Annotated in this window: 18 protein-coding genes; 1 reads left to right on the top strand and 17 read right to left on the bottom strand. The window is 39.2% G+C overall.

Annotated elements, in window-relative coordinates; genetic code table 11:
* Positions 1-138: 138 nt before the first annotated feature.
* Positions 139-561, bottom strand: a complete 423-nt coding sequence (locus tag ACOMCU_RS11230) for a single-stranded DNA-binding protein (protein WP_421050196.1) — start codon at positions 559-561, stop codon at positions 139-141.
* Positions 562-867: 306 nt separating this feature from the next.
* On the opposite strand from ACOMCU_RS11230, the gene ACOMCU_RS11225 reads away from it, so the two are divergent.
* Positions 868-1,293 carry a YwpF-like family protein gene (locus ACOMCU_RS11225; RefSeq protein ID WP_219361238.1) on the top strand — a complete coding sequence of 142 codons (426 nt, stop codon included), beginning with the start codon at positions 868-870 and terminating at the stop codon, positions 1,291-1,293.
* A gap of 208 nt (positions 1,294-1,501) precedes the next feature.
* On the opposite strand, the gene ACOMCU_RS11220 is transcribed toward ACOMCU_RS11225, so the two are convergent.
* The 16 genes from ACOMCU_RS11220 to atpA form a co-directional block, all read right to left on the bottom strand.
* A complete protein-coding gene (locus ACOMCU_RS11220) occupies positions 1,502-1,822 on the bottom strand; it encodes a hypothetical protein (protein ID WP_421050195.1) in 321 nt (106 codons plus the stop codon).
* A 201-nt stretch (positions 1,823-2,023) separates the two neighbouring features.
* The gene (locus tag ACOMCU_RS11215) at positions 2,024-2,407 is read right to left on the bottom strand and encodes a hypothetical protein (RefSeq protein ID WP_010858010.1); all 384 of its coding nucleotides are present in this window, start codon (positions 2,405-2,407) and stop codon (positions 2,024-2,026) included.
* Positions 2,408-2,563: 156 nt separating this feature from the next.
* A complete protein-coding gene (gene fabZ / locus ACOMCU_RS11210; RefSeq protein WP_010858009.1) occupies positions 2,564-3,007 on the bottom strand; it encodes a 3-hydroxyacyl-ACP dehydratase FabZ in 444 nt (147 codons plus the stop codon).
* A 59-nt stretch (positions 3,008-3,066) separates the two neighbouring features.
* Positions 3,067-3,351, bottom strand: coding sequence for a DNA-directed RNA polymerase subunit beta (locus ACOMCU_RS11205; protein ID WP_010858008.1), 285 nt, complete (start codon positions 3,349-3,351; stop codon positions 3,067-3,069).
* Positions 3,352-3,398: 47 nt separating this feature from the next.
* Positions 3,399-4,238 carry a flagellar hook-basal body protein gene (locus ACOMCU_RS11200; RefSeq protein ID WP_421050194.1) on the bottom strand — a complete coding sequence of 280 codons (840 nt, stop codon included), beginning with the start codon at positions 4,236-4,238 and terminating at the stop codon, positions 3,399-3,401.
* 24 nt (positions 4,239-4,262) lie between these two features.
* Entirely contained in the window at positions 4,263-5,096 is an 834-nt protein-coding gene (locus ACOMCU_RS11195; protein ID WP_421050193.1) for a flagellar hook-basal body protein, read from the bottom strand.
* Positions 5,097-5,117: 21 nt separating this feature from the next.
* A complete protein-coding gene (locus ACOMCU_RS11190; protein WP_010858005.1) occupies positions 5,118-6,113 on the bottom strand; it encodes a rod shape-determining protein in 996 nt (331 codons plus the stop codon).
* 168 nt (positions 6,114-6,281) lie between these two features.
* The gene (locus ACOMCU_RS11185; protein ID WP_010858004.1) at positions 6,282-6,542 is read right to left on the bottom strand and encodes a sporulation transcriptional regulator SpoIIID; all 261 of its coding nucleotides are present in this window, start codon (positions 6,540-6,542) and stop codon (positions 6,282-6,284) included.
* A 363-nt stretch (positions 6,543-6,905) separates the two neighbouring features.
* Positions 6,906-7,559: a M23 family metallopeptidase gene (locus tag ACOMCU_RS11180; protein WP_010858003.1), complete on the bottom strand. Its 654-nt coding sequence runs from the start codon at positions 7,557-7,559 to the stop codon at positions 6,906-6,908.
* A gap of 37 nt (positions 7,560-7,596) precedes the next feature.
* Positions 7,597-8,538 carry a stage II sporulation protein D gene (gene spoIID / locus ACOMCU_RS11175; RefSeq protein ID WP_421050192.1) on the bottom strand — a complete coding sequence of 314 codons (942 nt, stop codon included), beginning with the start codon at positions 8,536-8,538 and terminating at the stop codon, positions 7,597-7,599.
* A 169-nt stretch (positions 8,539-8,707) separates the two neighbouring features.
* Positions 8,708-10,021, bottom strand: a complete 1,314-nt coding sequence (gene murA, locus ACOMCU_RS11170; RefSeq protein WP_010858001.1) for a UDP-N-acetylglucosamine 1-carboxyvinyltransferase — start codon at positions 10,019-10,021, stop codon at positions 8,708-8,710.
* 403 nt (positions 10,022-10,424) lie between these two features.
* On the bottom strand, positions 10,425-10,664 hold the full coding sequence (locus ACOMCU_RS11165; protein WP_010858000.1) for a DUF1146 family protein: 240 nt from the start codon (positions 10,662-10,664) through the stop codon (positions 10,425-10,427).
* 58 nt (positions 10,665-10,722) lie between these two features.
* The gene (locus tag ACOMCU_RS11160; protein WP_010857999.1) at positions 10,723-11,130 is read right to left on the bottom strand and encodes a F0F1 ATP synthase subunit epsilon; all 408 of its coding nucleotides are present in this window, start codon (positions 11,128-11,130) and stop codon (positions 10,723-10,725) included.
* Positions 11,131-11,154: 24 nt separating this feature from the next.
* Entirely contained in the window at positions 11,155-12,570 is a 1,416-nt protein-coding gene (gene atpD / locus ACOMCU_RS11155) for a F0F1 ATP synthase subunit beta (RefSeq protein WP_010857998.1), read from the bottom strand.
* Positions 12,571-12,619: 49 nt separating this feature from the next.
* On the bottom strand, positions 12,620-13,477 hold the full coding sequence (atpG, locus tag ACOMCU_RS11150; RefSeq protein WP_010857997.1) for an ATP synthase F1 subunit gamma: 858 nt from the start codon (positions 13,475-13,477) through the stop codon (positions 12,620-12,622).
* Positions 13,478-13,524: 47 nt separating this feature from the next.
* Positions 13,525-15,033 carry a F0F1 ATP synthase subunit alpha gene (gene atpA / locus ACOMCU_RS11145; protein ID WP_010857996.1) on the bottom strand — a complete coding sequence of 503 codons (1,509 nt, stop codon included), beginning with the start codon at positions 15,031-15,033 and terminating at the stop codon, positions 13,525-13,527.
* Positions 15,034-15,044 lie beyond the last annotated feature (11 nt).

Here is a 15,044-nt window from a genome sequence, read left to right as displayed (position 1 = left end):
GTGCGGTCTACAACAATGATTAAGTCATTTAAGGTAATACATCCATCCTTTCAATTAAATGATTACGGTGCAAGTGCTATCAGGAGAATGGCGGATCAGATAATTTTCAAACTTGCTCCGTATGTATAACGTAATTTGTTATACTACCGGTAATTGTACTTCTTCCTGTGGCAACACAAAATCTTTTAAGCTATTCTGCTCAGTGATTGACTGTGGTGGTCCAATTGCCCCCGCACTATCTCGGGGCTTAAGCTTATAAAATCGGACATCTTCTACGACTACTTCTGTAATGTAAATCTTTGAACTTTCTTCATTCACGAATGACCTTGACTGGATACGGCCATTTGCACCAATTAAGGAACCTTTTCCGCAATATTTAACGATACGCTCTGCCAGTTTTCCCCATACTGTGCAAAGAATAAAGTCAGCCTCCACTTCCCCACGACTGTTTTTGTAATTGCGGCTAACGGCAAGAGAAAAATGTGTTTGCACTCGATTGCCAGATAATTGTCGTAATATAGGATCTTTTGTTAATCTTCCAACTAGTCCGACCTGATTCATCAATTCACCTCCTTTGCTTTTAATTGCTCTCATCATACAAGAGCACTTCTAAAATTGGCAAAAGTCGAGTTTTGTAATTTATGCTGATTTTTAAGCATAAATTGGCTATATTGATATGTTTATTTTTCATTGTTAGAATGTTTTGCCAAAATGAAGCTTATGTACGTAATAAATAGCCCTGTTTTTTAAAATTTTAAATTTTGCATATTTATCACTTTACTAATTAAATATGCAAAAGCCAGTGATACACCATGCCTAATTGATTATGTTATACTAAAAGGAATGACCGACTTAGGAGGATACATAATGAAAACATTTAAAATGCTTTCCTTTGATCTTGTTACCAAAGATGGCATACAACCTTTTCCTTTAGTCGATGGCATTATTATTAACCAGGAAAACAGCCATCAATCTTGGATTCTTGAACTGTTTATGGACCGACAATTCCGCTCGATCTTTGATGAATTATTAGCGAATGATGCCGTTTTCAATGTCCGTGCAGTTATTTCATCTCCCGATAATGAACCTGCCCCTTTCCGCGTTGCCGTACATGCCGTACATGAAATTGGCGAACATATCTCCATACTTTTAAAAGGGACATTAAAGATAAAACGTTCAAAATATGCTGAGCAACTGCTTGCAGAACTTCTTGCAGAGGGCGTTTCATCAGAGGAGTTACTGGACCGCTTTGCACATGGTATGAAAGAACGACCAAAACTGAAAAATGACTAATTCACCTCTAGAACGATGCGTAGTTTTACGTATCGTTCTTTTTTATATTGGACAAGCGAGAACATTCAGGTAAATGTGATGTAAAAAATATGGGAGGGAACGCATTTGAAATTTGATGTACGTAACTTCCGCGGATATTCCCGCACCTTCCTCACTTCTCCATACAGAAAAAAGTGATTCCGTATAATGGGAATCACTCTTTTTGTATTTATCGGTTATCTAAGTTGTCACGGTCTTTGATGTCTTTATTGTCTTCAATAATATCTTCATTATTGACGCCATTTGTACCGTTCATGTTGTTGTTATTACGATCGACACCATTCGCATTAGGGGCGTTGTCAACACCATTTGTGCCGTTCATATCAGCATTGGTTCCTGGTGCTGTAGCATCTGGAATTACATTATTATCATTAACTGTACCACGATCACCGTTAACATCACGATCATAGACGTCATCATTCCTGTCTGGGTCTATTGCATCTTCGACATCATTGACGCCTTCACGAATGTCGTTCCTTGTATCCTCCATGGGAGTCTCGTCAGCTGCATTGTTTCCCCAGTTACAACCTCCAAGGAATACTGTAGCAAGAATCATGGTGAAAAATGACATTTTCCACATAAAAAAACCTCCTTTCTCCGTTAGGTACTATGTCATCAAATACATCTTGTGCATTTGTGATCCTACATAGATTGCCCGGGAAAGAAGGTTACTATCCGATTTTATTACAAACTATTTTTGTTTTTCTTTTAATAACTGTTCGATATATGCTGCCTCAGCTTTACAGTCATAAGTATAGTTTGTATCTAGCCCTTTTTGTAATGCCTCGATTGTTTCGACCTGTTTAGCTGTTGGTTCTTCATTTAAAATTTTGGCAATTACCTCATCGATTTTTTGAGCCATTTCTTCATGGAATTCAGTACTCATCAAAACATCTGATGGGATTTTTTCGATCCAAGCGGCATTTTGCTGAAAATAAGACTGCCAGCTAGCAATGAAGTCTTCCATAGAAAAGCGCTCTTCATCCCAACCAATACTTGCCAAGTATGATTCGAAAGATGTTGAAATCGAACGCGTAATGCTAATTTTAACACCTGAAGACAATTCCTTATACATCTATATAATCCTCCTACGTTTTAAAAAACCTCAAATTACATGTATTTCAATTCACAATCGCTTATTCGCCATCGCGCTCTCAGAACATAAATCATTTATAAAACCAAAAAAATATTCAACTACATTATTTTATAACTTTTAGCCTATAATTGCAAATTAAGGCTGTTTTGGCTGTTCCGGTCCAATTGCAAATAAAATATCTGCCTCACATACTAGCTCACCATCGACAGTAGCAATACCGTGTCCTTTGCCCATAGCACCGCGTAGCTTTACGAATTCTACCTCTAATCGAAGCTGATCTCCCGGCACTACTTGACGCTTAAAGCGACAATTGTCTACACCTGTTAAAAAAGCTAGACGTCCTTTAAATTGCTCTGCATTTAATAATGCTACCCCACCAACTTGTGCTAATGCTTCTACAATTAATACGCCTGGCATTACTGGATAACCTGGAAAATGGCCATTAAAGAAGTCTTCGTTAATGGAAACATTTTTTAAGCCTACTGCACGCTTACCTTCTTCTAATTCCACAATACGATCGACAAATAGAAAAGGATAACGATGTGGTAAAATTGCTTGAATTTGTTCTGCTGTTAACATTTCTTTTCCCCCTTAGAATATGTATTTATGTAAAACGCAAAGGATGGTAAAGAATATTATTATTCTTTACCATTCATTATGTCAAATATATGCTGCCATGTCTCTGTTTTAAAAACATCCAGTGCTTTACCTTCGCCTATTACACTGTAGCCAACCATTGTTCCTAGAATAGCTGCAACTACGATTAACACGATAACAAGTACAACACGTAACCAAATCGGAATCAGTCGTATTTGCACCCATCGAACCTCTCGTTGCTCTCCATTTGAGCGTCGTTCCTTCTCTTCTGGTGGCGTTTCGGTTTCTTTTGTCGGCACAGAACGGCGACGTGAATCGTTTGTCATAGCTTGTACTCCTTCATTTCTAACTAGACATTTATAAGAGCGTTAACCTATCGAATACCATTAATCAGTCCCAGCATTTGGTCTGCTAAGGTTACGGCTCTTGCATTGAATTGATAAGAACGCTGTGTTTGGATTAAATCTGTCATCTCTTTTGATAAGTTGACATTCGACATTTCAAGCGTACCACCTTGCATGCCTACTTGCTGACGATTTGCCCCTTGTAATTCCGTTAATACTTCAGCTTGATTATACCCTAATTCGGCTAAGTTATTCGGTAAACCTATATATGTGCCAGAAATATGCTCCATTAGCTGTGGCTTTTGCAGTTCTGTAACGGCTATATCCGTACGAATAATATTGCCATTCGCATCAGTTGCCTCTAAAACGCCTCCATTGCTTATACCAAAGCTGTTCACATTATCCGGTAATGTAATCGCTTGCCCTGATGCATCTGCAAGTGGATAGCCATCTGCATTTACAACCATAGCCGTTCCATTATTCAATGGTGATAAATAAAAGTCACCTTGACGAGTATACACTGTTTTTGATCCATTTTCACCATCTGGCATCAAAATATTAAAATATTGCTTTGGTTTTGTAAAAGCAAAATCAAGGTCACGATTTGTTGTTTGTAATGAGCCCTGTTTATGATTCGTTTGAATTTGGCCGAGCATTGCCCCAGCGCCATAGCGAATACCAACAGGCGTTTGACGCTCAGCGCGGTCTTGCTTATCATTATTGAATTGTTGATAAAGCAATTCATTAAAAGTAGATTCCTGTGTTTTATAGCCATGTGTATTACTGTTAGCAATATTATTACTAATCGTATCTAATTTATTTTGCAATTGCCCCATTGTATTAGTTGCGGTAATCATCGTACGTAACAATTGACAACGCCTCCTGTTTGCTTATTATATTTTGCCAATTTCATTGACAGCCTTTTCCATACTGCGATCATAAGCTTGTAACACTTTTTGATTTGCTTCAAACGCGCGGTATGCTGTCATTAAGTCTGTCATGGTACGACTAGAATCAACGTTCGAACCCTCAAGGAAATTTTGACTTAGTGTAAAGGATACACCATTCGCACCATAAGCAGTCGGTAAATTTTCTCCATTTTGTGTACGAATTAAGCCGTTATCTTGTTTTTGTAGCATGTTCGGATTTGCAGCAAAAGATACACCTACTCGTGCTACCTGTTGATTATCTACAAAAATTGTACCGTCTTGGTCTAAGCGAAAATCATCATTTTGTAGCTGGATGCGCTGACCTGCTTCAGATAGCACATACAGCCCTTGTGGATTTACTAAATAGCCTTGACCATCTAAAGTAAAGTTCCCGTTACGCGTATACGCTTCTCCACCTTCTGGATGAGCTAAACGGAAGAAAATCGAGCCTGTAACACCATCTTCATTTTGCGGTAAGTATCCATCGATTAAGGCCATATCTGTCGGTAAATCTGTGCTATAAATTTGACCTTGTATGTAATTTGGCAATGTTTCCTGCATGTAAATCCCTGTGTTCAATGCACCAACTTGGCTCATATATTGCGAACCAGCTTGCTGATTAGCAGGTGCATTCGTTTTACCTACGCTTGACATAAGCATGTCCGGAAACGAACGAATTGTTGATTGGTCTGCCTTAAATCCAGGAGTATTGGCATTTGATAAGTTATTAGTTAATAATTCTGTACGTCTTTGTTGTGTAATCATCCCTGTTGCTACAGTATAAAACCCTTTAAACAAAGGAATCACCTCATTCTATTATTATAGGGAAGCAGGTACTCGATCGATATTTTCAAGCATAATGCCTGTACCAATTGCAACACAATCCATCGGGTGTTCTGCAATGAAAACAGGTACTTTTAACTCTTCAATTAATAGCTGGTCCATGCCATGTAACAAAGCACCACCGCCAGTAATAATAACGCCACGATCAATAATATCAGCGGATAACTCTGGTGGTGTTTTTTCTAGTACATTTTTCGCCGATTGAACAATCATCGCCACCGATTCATGTAAGGCACGTTCAATTTCTTCCGAGTGGATAGCAATTGTACGCGGTAAGCCTGTTACCATGTCACGACCACGAATATCCATTGAGTCACTACGACCACCTTTAAATACTGTACCAATCGTCATTTTAATTGCCTCTGCTGTACGTTCACCAATCAGCAACTTATACTCTTTTTTAATGTACTGCAAAATATCGTTATCGAAAACATCTCCAGCAACCTTGATAGATTCACTCGTTACAATATCCCCCATTGAAAGGACAGCGATATCTGTTGTCCCACCACCAATATCAACGACCATATTACCGCTTGGTTGGAAGATATCCATACCTGCACCTATTGCTGCTACTTTAGGTTCTTCTTCTAAATATACTTTTTTACCGCCCGATTTTTCAGCAGCTTCACGAATAGCCTTTTGTTCAACACTAGTAATATTTGTTGGACAGCAGATTAGTATACGTGGCTTCGTTAAAAAGCCCTTTAAATTTAATTTATTGATAAAATGTCTAAGCATTGCTTCTGTAACATCAAAATCTGCAATTACTCCATCTCGTAATGGACGAATTGCAGTTATATTGCCCGGCGTGCGCCCTACCATTTGTCGAGCTTCTTCCCCTACCGCTAATACCTTATTTGTTTTTCTATCAATCGCCACCACAGAAGGTTCGTTCAGGACAATTCCCTTCCCTTTTACGTGGATTAATACGTTCGCAGTTCCTAAGTCAATGCCAATATCTTTCGAAAACATTCTATAATTTCTCCTTCCCGCCAGTTCCAACTACATAACGTTCATTTTTATCTGTTTATCTAGAATATTTTATCACACCCTATTGGTAATTTCACCTAAATTTAGTGAATATGTATGTTTTCCTTCAATTATATAAGTTGACGTAATCAGGTACAAAAAAAGAACGAATCATTCTTGACTCGCTCTTTCTTTCCACTTGTTTTTCGTTGCCTCTCCTCCACGAATATGACGTACGGCCTTATGGTAGGCGAGTATTTCTTTCACTTGCTCAGCTAATCCTTCATGAATTGTAGGTAATCGCTCTGTTAAATCTTTGTGCACCGTACTTTTTGAATAACCTGTCATTTTCGCGAGGACACGCACAGTTTCACGCGTCTCAATCAATAATTCACCGAGGCGAATGCAGCGCTTCCGAATGTGCTCGTGCACGTTCTTCGTCCTTTCCACACAATTTCACAAAATGGCTTTGGCATCAGATGCACGTCTGCGCATTTCTTCACCTTATGTGAGGACAAAGCTATTCAGAACACGATTTGCACTTTCTGTTAATATGCTGATTTTTTTATTAATATCTTGTCACTCAAGCATTTAAATGTGGCTCATGAAACAGCTGTCGCAAAGTTGAGATTGTTTTAGGCTTCTTTCTCCAACTGACATATTTTTGGATAAATTATGTACTCGCGCCAAAAAAGCCACTGTTCGTGGCTTTTTTTAGATCAGCGCTTATCGCGTACGGATGTTTTGTCAGTGCGAAAGCGCTATGACAGCAACGAACGGGCGCGAATGTAGTTTTTAAAACGCTAATAATTTCTTTGGATTAATAAATTTTCCGTTTTCTAGTACTTCAAAATGCATGTGAACGCCAGCTGCTTGATTCCACTCATTGTCAGTTGCTTTTCCTAGTACCTGACCTTGTGTCACCTCATCGCCTTCCTTCACTGCAATGTCCTTCACAGAGCTATATTGTGTCTGCTTACCATTCGAATGCTCTAGTACAATCTTATTGCCTGTGAACGCATCTAGTTTTACCTCTAGTACTTTACCACTCAAAGCAGCAACTACCTCAAACTCTTCTCCATTCATAGAAAGCGAAATACCAGATGAAGTAGTGAATGTTTGATTGAATACCATTAAGGCATTCTCACGTGATTCTTCATTGGCCTCTAGCTCATAAAATTCCTGTGAAACTTGTACTTTACTAAGATTCGTTTCCTTGAATGGGTACTTCATTGTTTCTGTACGTGCATTGGTTTCAACTACTGGACCTGGTTCCACTTGCGCTAAATCTGGTAACGGAGCCTCTTCTACTTTTGATACAAGACTATTGTAACCAAATAAAATACCTGCTAGCATTAGAGCGCCACCCGCATACACTGCTGGCCAAAACCAAGGTTTCTTCTGTAACTGTTCTTTTTGAGAAGTTTTACTATTTTTATCCTCTCTCATTTTCATCACCTCTAGTTGCAGTGTGAACAACTAGAAGTTATTTTAAACATGCATCTATTTTTTTTATCTCAATTTGTTGATAATAGTAGTGTAAAATTTCTGCAGCAGTCTTTCCATCGCTCGCCATTGCCTCTGCACCATACTGGCTCATCCCTACGCCGTGCCCATATCCTTGTGTTGTCACGCCTACCTTGCCCGTATTCTTATCAAAAGATATAGTAAAGTCACTAGATGGCAACTGCAAAAGCGTTCGTACTTCGCGCCCTGTCCATACGTTATTGCCTAATTGCAATCGTTCAACACGCCCTGAATCGTTGGAGAACAGCTGTAAGCGACTAAAATCAGTTGCTTGCCATTTAATTGGCCATAAAGCATTCCATTCAGCTAATGTCCATTCTTCCATTGCAGTAAACTTTGGAGATGATTGATCGGACATACTTGCAACACTTTGCAAGTACGGAATGTCATTGCCGCTGTAGCCATAAGCACTTTCCGTTTTACCATTACTTGTAGAGTGAAACATTGCCGTGATTAATTCATTATTATATAGAAGAACTTGTCCTTTCGTTTCTGTAATCGCCTCGACAATTTTCTTTTCATTTCCCGGGAAATTGCTAGTCCAATTGGCTTTTCTTTGATTTTTATCATAGAAAACTTGTCTAGCAACCGTTGGAGCAATTGCTTTTTTGCCGTAATTTGTCGTTTTCAATGCATATGTCCTTGCCGCAATAGCTTGTGCTTTTAAAGCCTCTTTTTTAAATGAAACAGGCATTTCTGCTGCTACAACACCTGTTATATACGTTTCTAAAGGGATTTTTTCCTTTTGTCCCTCCACTTCTATGAGAATTTCACAGGCCTGCTCCGTCTTTTGCGGAGAACTATCTTCCAATGTCATTCTTCTCTCACTAAATGCCACTGGAAGCATGTATAATGCACCAATTAAACAAATAACCCCTATACTCATCATCCATTTTTTCATAAGGAATAATATGCTAGACTTCATCTAATTATGTGAACGAGGACATGGAATTTCCATAATACAGCCTAACTTACTGAAATTCTTTCAGTCCATTATTGAACATTTTTCTACTCAGCAACAACAAAAAACCCTTTACTCCCACATACTAGTAAAGGGTTTCTCATGCTATTTAATTGGCTGGAATATGCATAGTTGATTTTTCATTTGACACTACTTCCATTGTTGCGACACGCTCAATATCTGCGCCAAGTGCCGCTAGCTTATCGTGGAAATCTACGTAACCACGGTCTAAGTGATGAAGTTTTGTAACACGCGTAACTCCCTCTGATACAAGACCTGCTAAAATTAGTGCAGCCGCTGCTCGTAAATCTGTAGCCATCACTTCAGCCCCCTGAAGATTTACAGGCCCTTCGATAAACACAGAACGTCCTTCAATTTTAGCACCAGCATTCATGCGACGGAACTCTTCAACATGCATGAAACGATTTTCAAACACCGTTTCCGTTATAATACTCGTACCTTGTGCTGTTAACATTAATGCCATCATTTGTGATTGCATGTCTGTTGGGAAGCCCGGATGTGGCATAGTTTTAATATCTACTGCTTTTAAGACGTTAGGTACCCTTACGCGTATCCCCTCATCTAGCTCTGTAATTTCTACACCCATTTCACGCATTTTTGCAATTAATGCTGTCATATGCTCAGGCACAGCGTTTTCAATAGTCACGTCACCCTTAGTAATTGCAGCTGCTACCATAAATGTTCCGGCCTCAATACGGTCAGGAATAATATGGTGTTCCGTTCCATATAATGTGTCAACACCTTCAATACGAATCGTATTCGTACCTGCACCGATGACACGACCACCCATACTATTTATGAAGTTTGCAAGATCTACAATTTCAGGTTCTTTTGCAGCATTTTCAATCACTGTCGTACCGATTGCTAAAGATGCAGCAGTCATAATATTTTCTGTAGCGCCAACACTAGGGAAGTCCAAATACACATTTGCACCCTTTAAACGGCCATCAGTCTTCGCTTCTACATAACCGTGCCCAAATGAAATTTTTGCCCCCATTGCTTCAAAACCTTTTAAATGTAATTCAATTGGACGAGAACCAATTGCACAACCTCCTGGTAAAGCAACACGTGCAAAACCATTTCGAGCAAGTAAAGAACCCATGACTAAAATTGATGCGCGCATTTTACTTACATATTCAAACTGAGCTTCGCTAGATAGTTCTTTCGTTGTGTCGATATATACAATATTTTCTTCAGGTATATATGTAACATCTGCATTTAGGCTTTTTAATACTTCGTTAATTGTATAGACATCTGCTAAGTTAGGGACTTCTTTAATTACATTTTCTCCTTTAGAAGCAAGTAAAGCTGCTGCTAGGATTGGTAACACTGCATTTTTTGCGCCCTCTACACGAACTTTTCCCTGTAGCTTTTGGCCGCCAGTCACTATAATTTTCTCCACCCTACGTCCCTCCGAATTCAATCTCTTAACCTATCGAATATTTATTTTAAAAAAAGATGTATAATGTCATAATCAGTAAACAAACAACTCTATAGTACAACTTTTCACACGTTCGTTCAAGCATCAAAATCACTATTTTAAGGCATTTGTTGATATTTTTCTATTTATTTATTGTACGCATTATTTTTTTTTTTGTGAATGACCAATAATACGGTACAACTGCCCTCAATTATTAATACATACCCATAGTTTTGTGTACAAAAAACAACATTTGCATGAAATTATTGAAACATGCTTGTACATATTTCAAAGGACCTCATAAATCATCTTATGGAACCCTTTGAAATATGTACGTATAAAATTACCCTACATAAATATAGTTAGGCACTTATATATAATAGAATTAAAACAAGTATGGCAGTTTTCCAGACCAGCTTGAAATTTGTAAAAAGAAATTAGATACGGCCGTGCCAATTGCAATGCTCAACAATATATAAATTAACTGTATTTGAAATACTTTATTTTTCTTAAACAGCTTCTCTAACAAGAAGGCCTGCAAAGCGTAAAATGTAATAGCAATAAAAAATAGATGAGATACAATACCCATTAAAGCTTCTTGTCCTACTGCTTCATAAATTTCCACGTTGATTCCCTCCATTTAAAAAACGGGCAGAAATTAAATCTGCCCGTTAAAAATTGAATTAGATATTACCCTCATGAACGTTGATACGATTCAACGCACGTTTTAATGCTAGGTCAGCACGTTTGAAATCAATGTTATCTTGTTTACCTTGAATACGTCCTTCAGCACGTTTAACGGCTTCTTTAGCACGTTGAACATCGATACTTTCAGCTACTTCAGCAGAAGGAGCTAAAATTGAAATCTTTTCTGGACGAACTTCAATGAAACCACCGCTTACCGCTACAAGCTCAGTTGAACCATTTTCTTTTTTAAGCTTCACTGCACCAATTGCAAGTGGAGCTACCATTGGAATATGGCCTGCTAGTACACCAATTTCGCCTGAAGTCGTTTTCGCGATTACCATTGAAACTTCAGAATCGTATACTGGGCCGTCGGGAGTGACAATATTGACTGTAACTGTCTTCATATTTTTTCCTCCTCGTCCCTAGTATTAAACCTCTACGCCCATGCTCTTCGCTTTTTCAACTACTTCTTCAATTGAACCAACTAAACGGAAAGCATCTTCTGGTAAGTGATCGTATTTACCTTCAAGGATTTCCTTGAAAGAACGAACAGTGTCTTTAACAGGTACGTAAGAACCTTTTTGACCAGTGAATTGTTCCGCAACGTGGAAGTTTTGAGATAAGAAGAATTGAATACGACGAGCACGTTCTACTGTTTGTTTATCTTCATCAGATAACTCATCCATACCTAAGATTGCAATGATATCTTGCAATTCACGGTAACGTTGGATTGTACGTTGTACACCAGTAGCCACAGCATAGTGCTCAGCGCCTACGATTTCAGGTGATAATGCACGAGAAGTCGAAGCTAATGGGTCAACCGCAGGGTAGATACCCATTTCAGATAATTTACGCTCAAGGTTAGTAGTTGCATCTAAGTGGGCGAAAGTTGTAGCTGGAGCCGGGTCCGTATAGTCATCGGCTGGTACATAGATCGCTTGAATAGAAGTTACAGATCCTTTGTTAGTAGATGTGATACGTTCTTGTAGTTTACCCATTTCAGTTGCAAGTGTTGGTTGGTAACCTACCGCTGAAGGCATACGACCTAATAGGGCAGAAACCTCAGAACCTGCTTGTGTGAAACGGAAGATATTGTCGATGAATAAAAGTACGTCAGCACCTTGCTCATCACGGAAGTATTCTGCCATTGTAAGACCAGTTAAAGCTACACGCATACGTGCACCTGGTGGTTCATTCATTTGACCAAATACCATCGCTGTTTGCTTGATAACGCCTGAATCGCTCATCTCGAAGAATAAGTCGTTCCCTTCACGAGTACGCTCACCTACACCAGCGAATACAGAGATACCTGAGTGCTCTTGTGCGATATTATTGATTAATTCTTGGATTAATACTGTTTTACCTACACCGGCACCACCGAAGAGACCGATTTTACCACCTTTGATGTATGGTGCTAATAAGTCTACTACTTTGATACCTGTTTCAAGAATTTCAACTGTCGTTGAAAGTTCATCGAAAGATGGTGCTTCGCGGTGAATTGAATCACGACGAGCGTCAGCTGGAATCTCTTCACCTAAGTCGATTACTTCTCCTAGTACGTTAAATACACGACCAAGTGTAACTTCACCAACTGGTACTGAGATAGCTTTTCCTGAGTCTGTTACTTCTGCTCCACGTTGTAAGCCATCAGTAGATGACATTGCAATTGTACGAACAGAATCATCACCTAAATGAAGTGCAACTTCTAATGCAAGAATTGTTGCTTCTTCATTAGGACGTTCAATCTTAACTGTTAATGAGTTATAGATTGCTGGTAAATGGCCGTTTTCGAATTTTACGTCAACAACCGGACCCATTACTTGAATAACATGTCCTTTATTCATTACTGTGTACCCTCCTATCGTATTCTTATACGACATTGGTGAGCCGAGCCTATTCTAAGGCTGCAGCTCCACCAACGATTTCTGTAATTTCTTGTGTAATTGCTGCTTGACGTGCACGGTTATATTGCAACGAAAGATCTGCAATAAGATCAGATGCATTATCAGTTGCATTTTTCATAGCAGTCATACGAGAAGCATGTTCACTTGCTTTCCCATCTAATAATGCGCCATAAACTAAGCTTTCCGCGTATTGTGGAAGTAGTACTTCTAGAATTGCTTCACCAGATGGTTCGAATTCATAAGAAGCTTTACTGTTTACAGGTGCAATATCTGTTAATGGAAGAAGTTTTTTCTCTGTCACTTCGTTAGCAATTGCGCTGACAAAGTGATTGTAGTACATATAAAGTTCATCATACGTACCGTCAATGAACATACCAACAGCATTACGAGCGATTTCTTTAATATCAGCGAATGTTGGTTGGTCAGGAAGAGCAACCACACTGCTGATGACATTATGATCACGTTTCACAAAGTAATCACGAACAACACGACCTACCGCTAAAATCACGTATTCGTCTTTTGAATTATGACGCTCGTTGATTGTACGTTGTACATGACGTAGGATACTTGAGTTGTAAGCACCTGCAAGACCACGGTCAGAACCAATGACTAAGTAAGCTGTTTTCTTGACAGGACGTGCAGTTAACATTGGATGTCCACTGTCTTTTGTACCTGATGCAATCGCGCCTACTACGTCCTGGATTTTTTCCATGTAAGGAACGTAAGCTTTAGCATTTTGCTCCGCACGACGTAACTTTGAAGAAGAAACCATCTGCATCGCTTTGGTAATTTGTTTCGTACTCTTTGTAGAATTAATACGACCTTTTATTTCGCGTAAGTTTACCACTGGTATTTCACCACCTTTTGTTTTTTAATCAAGTGACTATATCGAGCTTATTCAGATTTAGCGAAAGTTTTTTTGAATGCAGTTAATGCTGCTTCATACTCAGCGTCTGATGCAAGTTCTTTAGTAGTACGAACATGATCTAAAACGTTCGTGTGGTTTGAATCTAACCAGCTTAAGAATTCGCCTTCGAAACGAACGATATCTTGTACTGGGATATCATCTAAATGACCTTTAGTTAATGCATAAAGGATAGCAACTTGCTTTTCAACTTTAAGTGGTTTGTTTAGGTCTTGTTTAAGCACTTCAACCGTACGTTTACCACGCTCAAGTTTAGCTAGTGTGATTTTATCTAAATCAGAACCGAATTGAGCAAATGATTCAAGCTCACGGAATGCAGCTAAGTCAAGACGTAGTGTACCCGCAACTTTTTTCATCGCTTTAATTTGAGCAGATCCACCTACACGTGATACAGAAAGACCGGCGTTAATCGCTGGACGTACACCTGAGTTGAACAAGTCAGATTGTAAGAATATTTGACCATCAGTAATTGAGATTACGTTAGTTGGGATGTATGCAGAGATATCCCCAGCTTGTGTCTCTACGAATGGAAGAGCTGTGATAGAACCACAGTTGTAAGTTTCATTTAACTTCGCAGCACGTTCAAGTAAGCGGCTGTGTAAGTAGAATACGTCACCAGGGTATGCTTCACGACCTGGAGGACGGCGTAGAAGAAGTGAAAGTTCACGGTAAGCTGATGCTTGTTTAGAAAGATCATCATACACGATTAATACGTGCTTACCTTGTAACATGAATTCTTCTGCCATAGAAACACCAGCAAATGGTGCTAAGTATAGTAATGGAGCTGGTTGAGATGCAGCAGCAGTAACAACGATTGTGTAATCTAATGCACCGTGCTTACGTAACGTTTCAACTACACCACGTACAGTTGATTCTTTTTGACCGATAGCAACATAGATACAAATCATATTTTCACCATTTTGGTTTAAGATTGTATCGATTGCTACAGATGTTTTACCTACTTGGCGGTCACCGATGATTAACTCACGTTGTCCACGACCGATTGGTACTAAAGCGTCAATCGCTTTGATACCAGTTTGTAATGGTTCATGTACTGATTTACGAGCCATTACACCGAAAGCTGGGCTTTCGATTGGACGAGATTTTGTAGTGTTGATGGGACCTTGACCATCCACTGGTTGACCAAGTGGGTTTACAACACGGCCAATTAGTTCTTCACCAACTGGTACTTCCATAATACGACCTGTACGACGAACTTCATCGCCTTCTTTGATGTCTGTGTATGGACCTAAGATAACGATACCAACGTTACCTTCTTCTAGGTTTTGAGCCATACCCATAACACCGTTAGAGAACTCTAAAAGCTCCCCAGCCATGGCGTTGTCGAGGCCATGAGCAAGAGCGATACCGTCACCAATACGGATAACTGTACCAACTTCGCTTACTTTAAGTTCAGATTCATAATTCTCAATCTGTTGTTTAATCAGACTGCTGATTTCTTCAGCCTTGATGCCCATGTATGTCACCT

Source organism: Lysinibacillus sp. UGB7 (assembly GCF_049058285.1).
GTDB classification, from domain to species: Bacteria; Bacillota; Bacilli; order Bacillales_A; family Planococcaceae; genus Lysinibacillus; species Lysinibacillus sphaericus_B.
This window is presented reverse-complemented; position numbering and strand designations above follow the sequence as displayed.

Coding starts and splice junctions, on each gene's coding strand:
- ACOMCU_RS11180 (WP_010858003.1), bottom strand. CDS start 7,559: ATGAGAGAGGATAAAAATAGTAAAACTTCTCAAAAAGAACAGTTACAG.
- ACOMCU_RS11190 (WP_010858005.1), bottom strand. CDS start 6,113: ATGTTTTCGAAAGATATTGGCATTGACTTAGGAACTGCGAACGTATTA.
- ACOMCU_RS11215 (WP_010858010.1), bottom strand. CDS start 2,407: ATGTATAAGGAATTGTCTTCAGGTGTTAAAATTAGCATTACGCGTTCG.
- ACOMCU_RS11230 (WP_421050196.1), bottom strand. CDS start 561: ATGAATCAGGTCGGACTAGTTGGAAGATTAACAAAAGATCCTATATTA.
- ACOMCU_RS11205 (WP_010858008.1), bottom strand. CDS start 3,351: ATGACAAACGATTCACGTCGCCGTTCTGTGCCGACAAAAGAAACCGAA.
- fabZ (WP_010858009.1), bottom strand. CDS start 3,007: ATGTTAACAGCAGAACAAATTCAAGCAATTTTACCACATCGTTATCCT.
- spoIID (WP_421050192.1), bottom strand. CDS start 8,538: ATGAAAAAATGGATGATGAGTATAGGGGTTATTTGTTTAATTGGTGCA.
- atpD (WP_010857998.1), bottom strand. CDS start 12,570: ATGAATAAAGGACATGTTATTCAAGTAATGGGTCCGGTTGTTGACGTA.
- ACOMCU_RS11225 (WP_219361238.1), top strand. CDS start 868: ATGAAAACATTTAAAATGCTTTCCTTTGATCTTGTTACCAAAGATGGC.
- atpA (WP_010857996.1), bottom strand. CDS start 15,033: ATGGGCATCAAGGCTGAAGAAATCAGCAGTCTGATTAAACAACAGATT.
- ACOMCU_RS11160 (WP_010857999.1), bottom strand. CDS start 11,130: ATGAAGACAGTTACAGTCAATATTGTCACTCCCGACGGCCCAGTATAC.
- ACOMCU_RS11220 (WP_421050195.1), bottom strand. CDS start 1,822: ATGGAGGATACAAGGAACGACATTCGTGAAGGCGTCAATGATGTCGAA.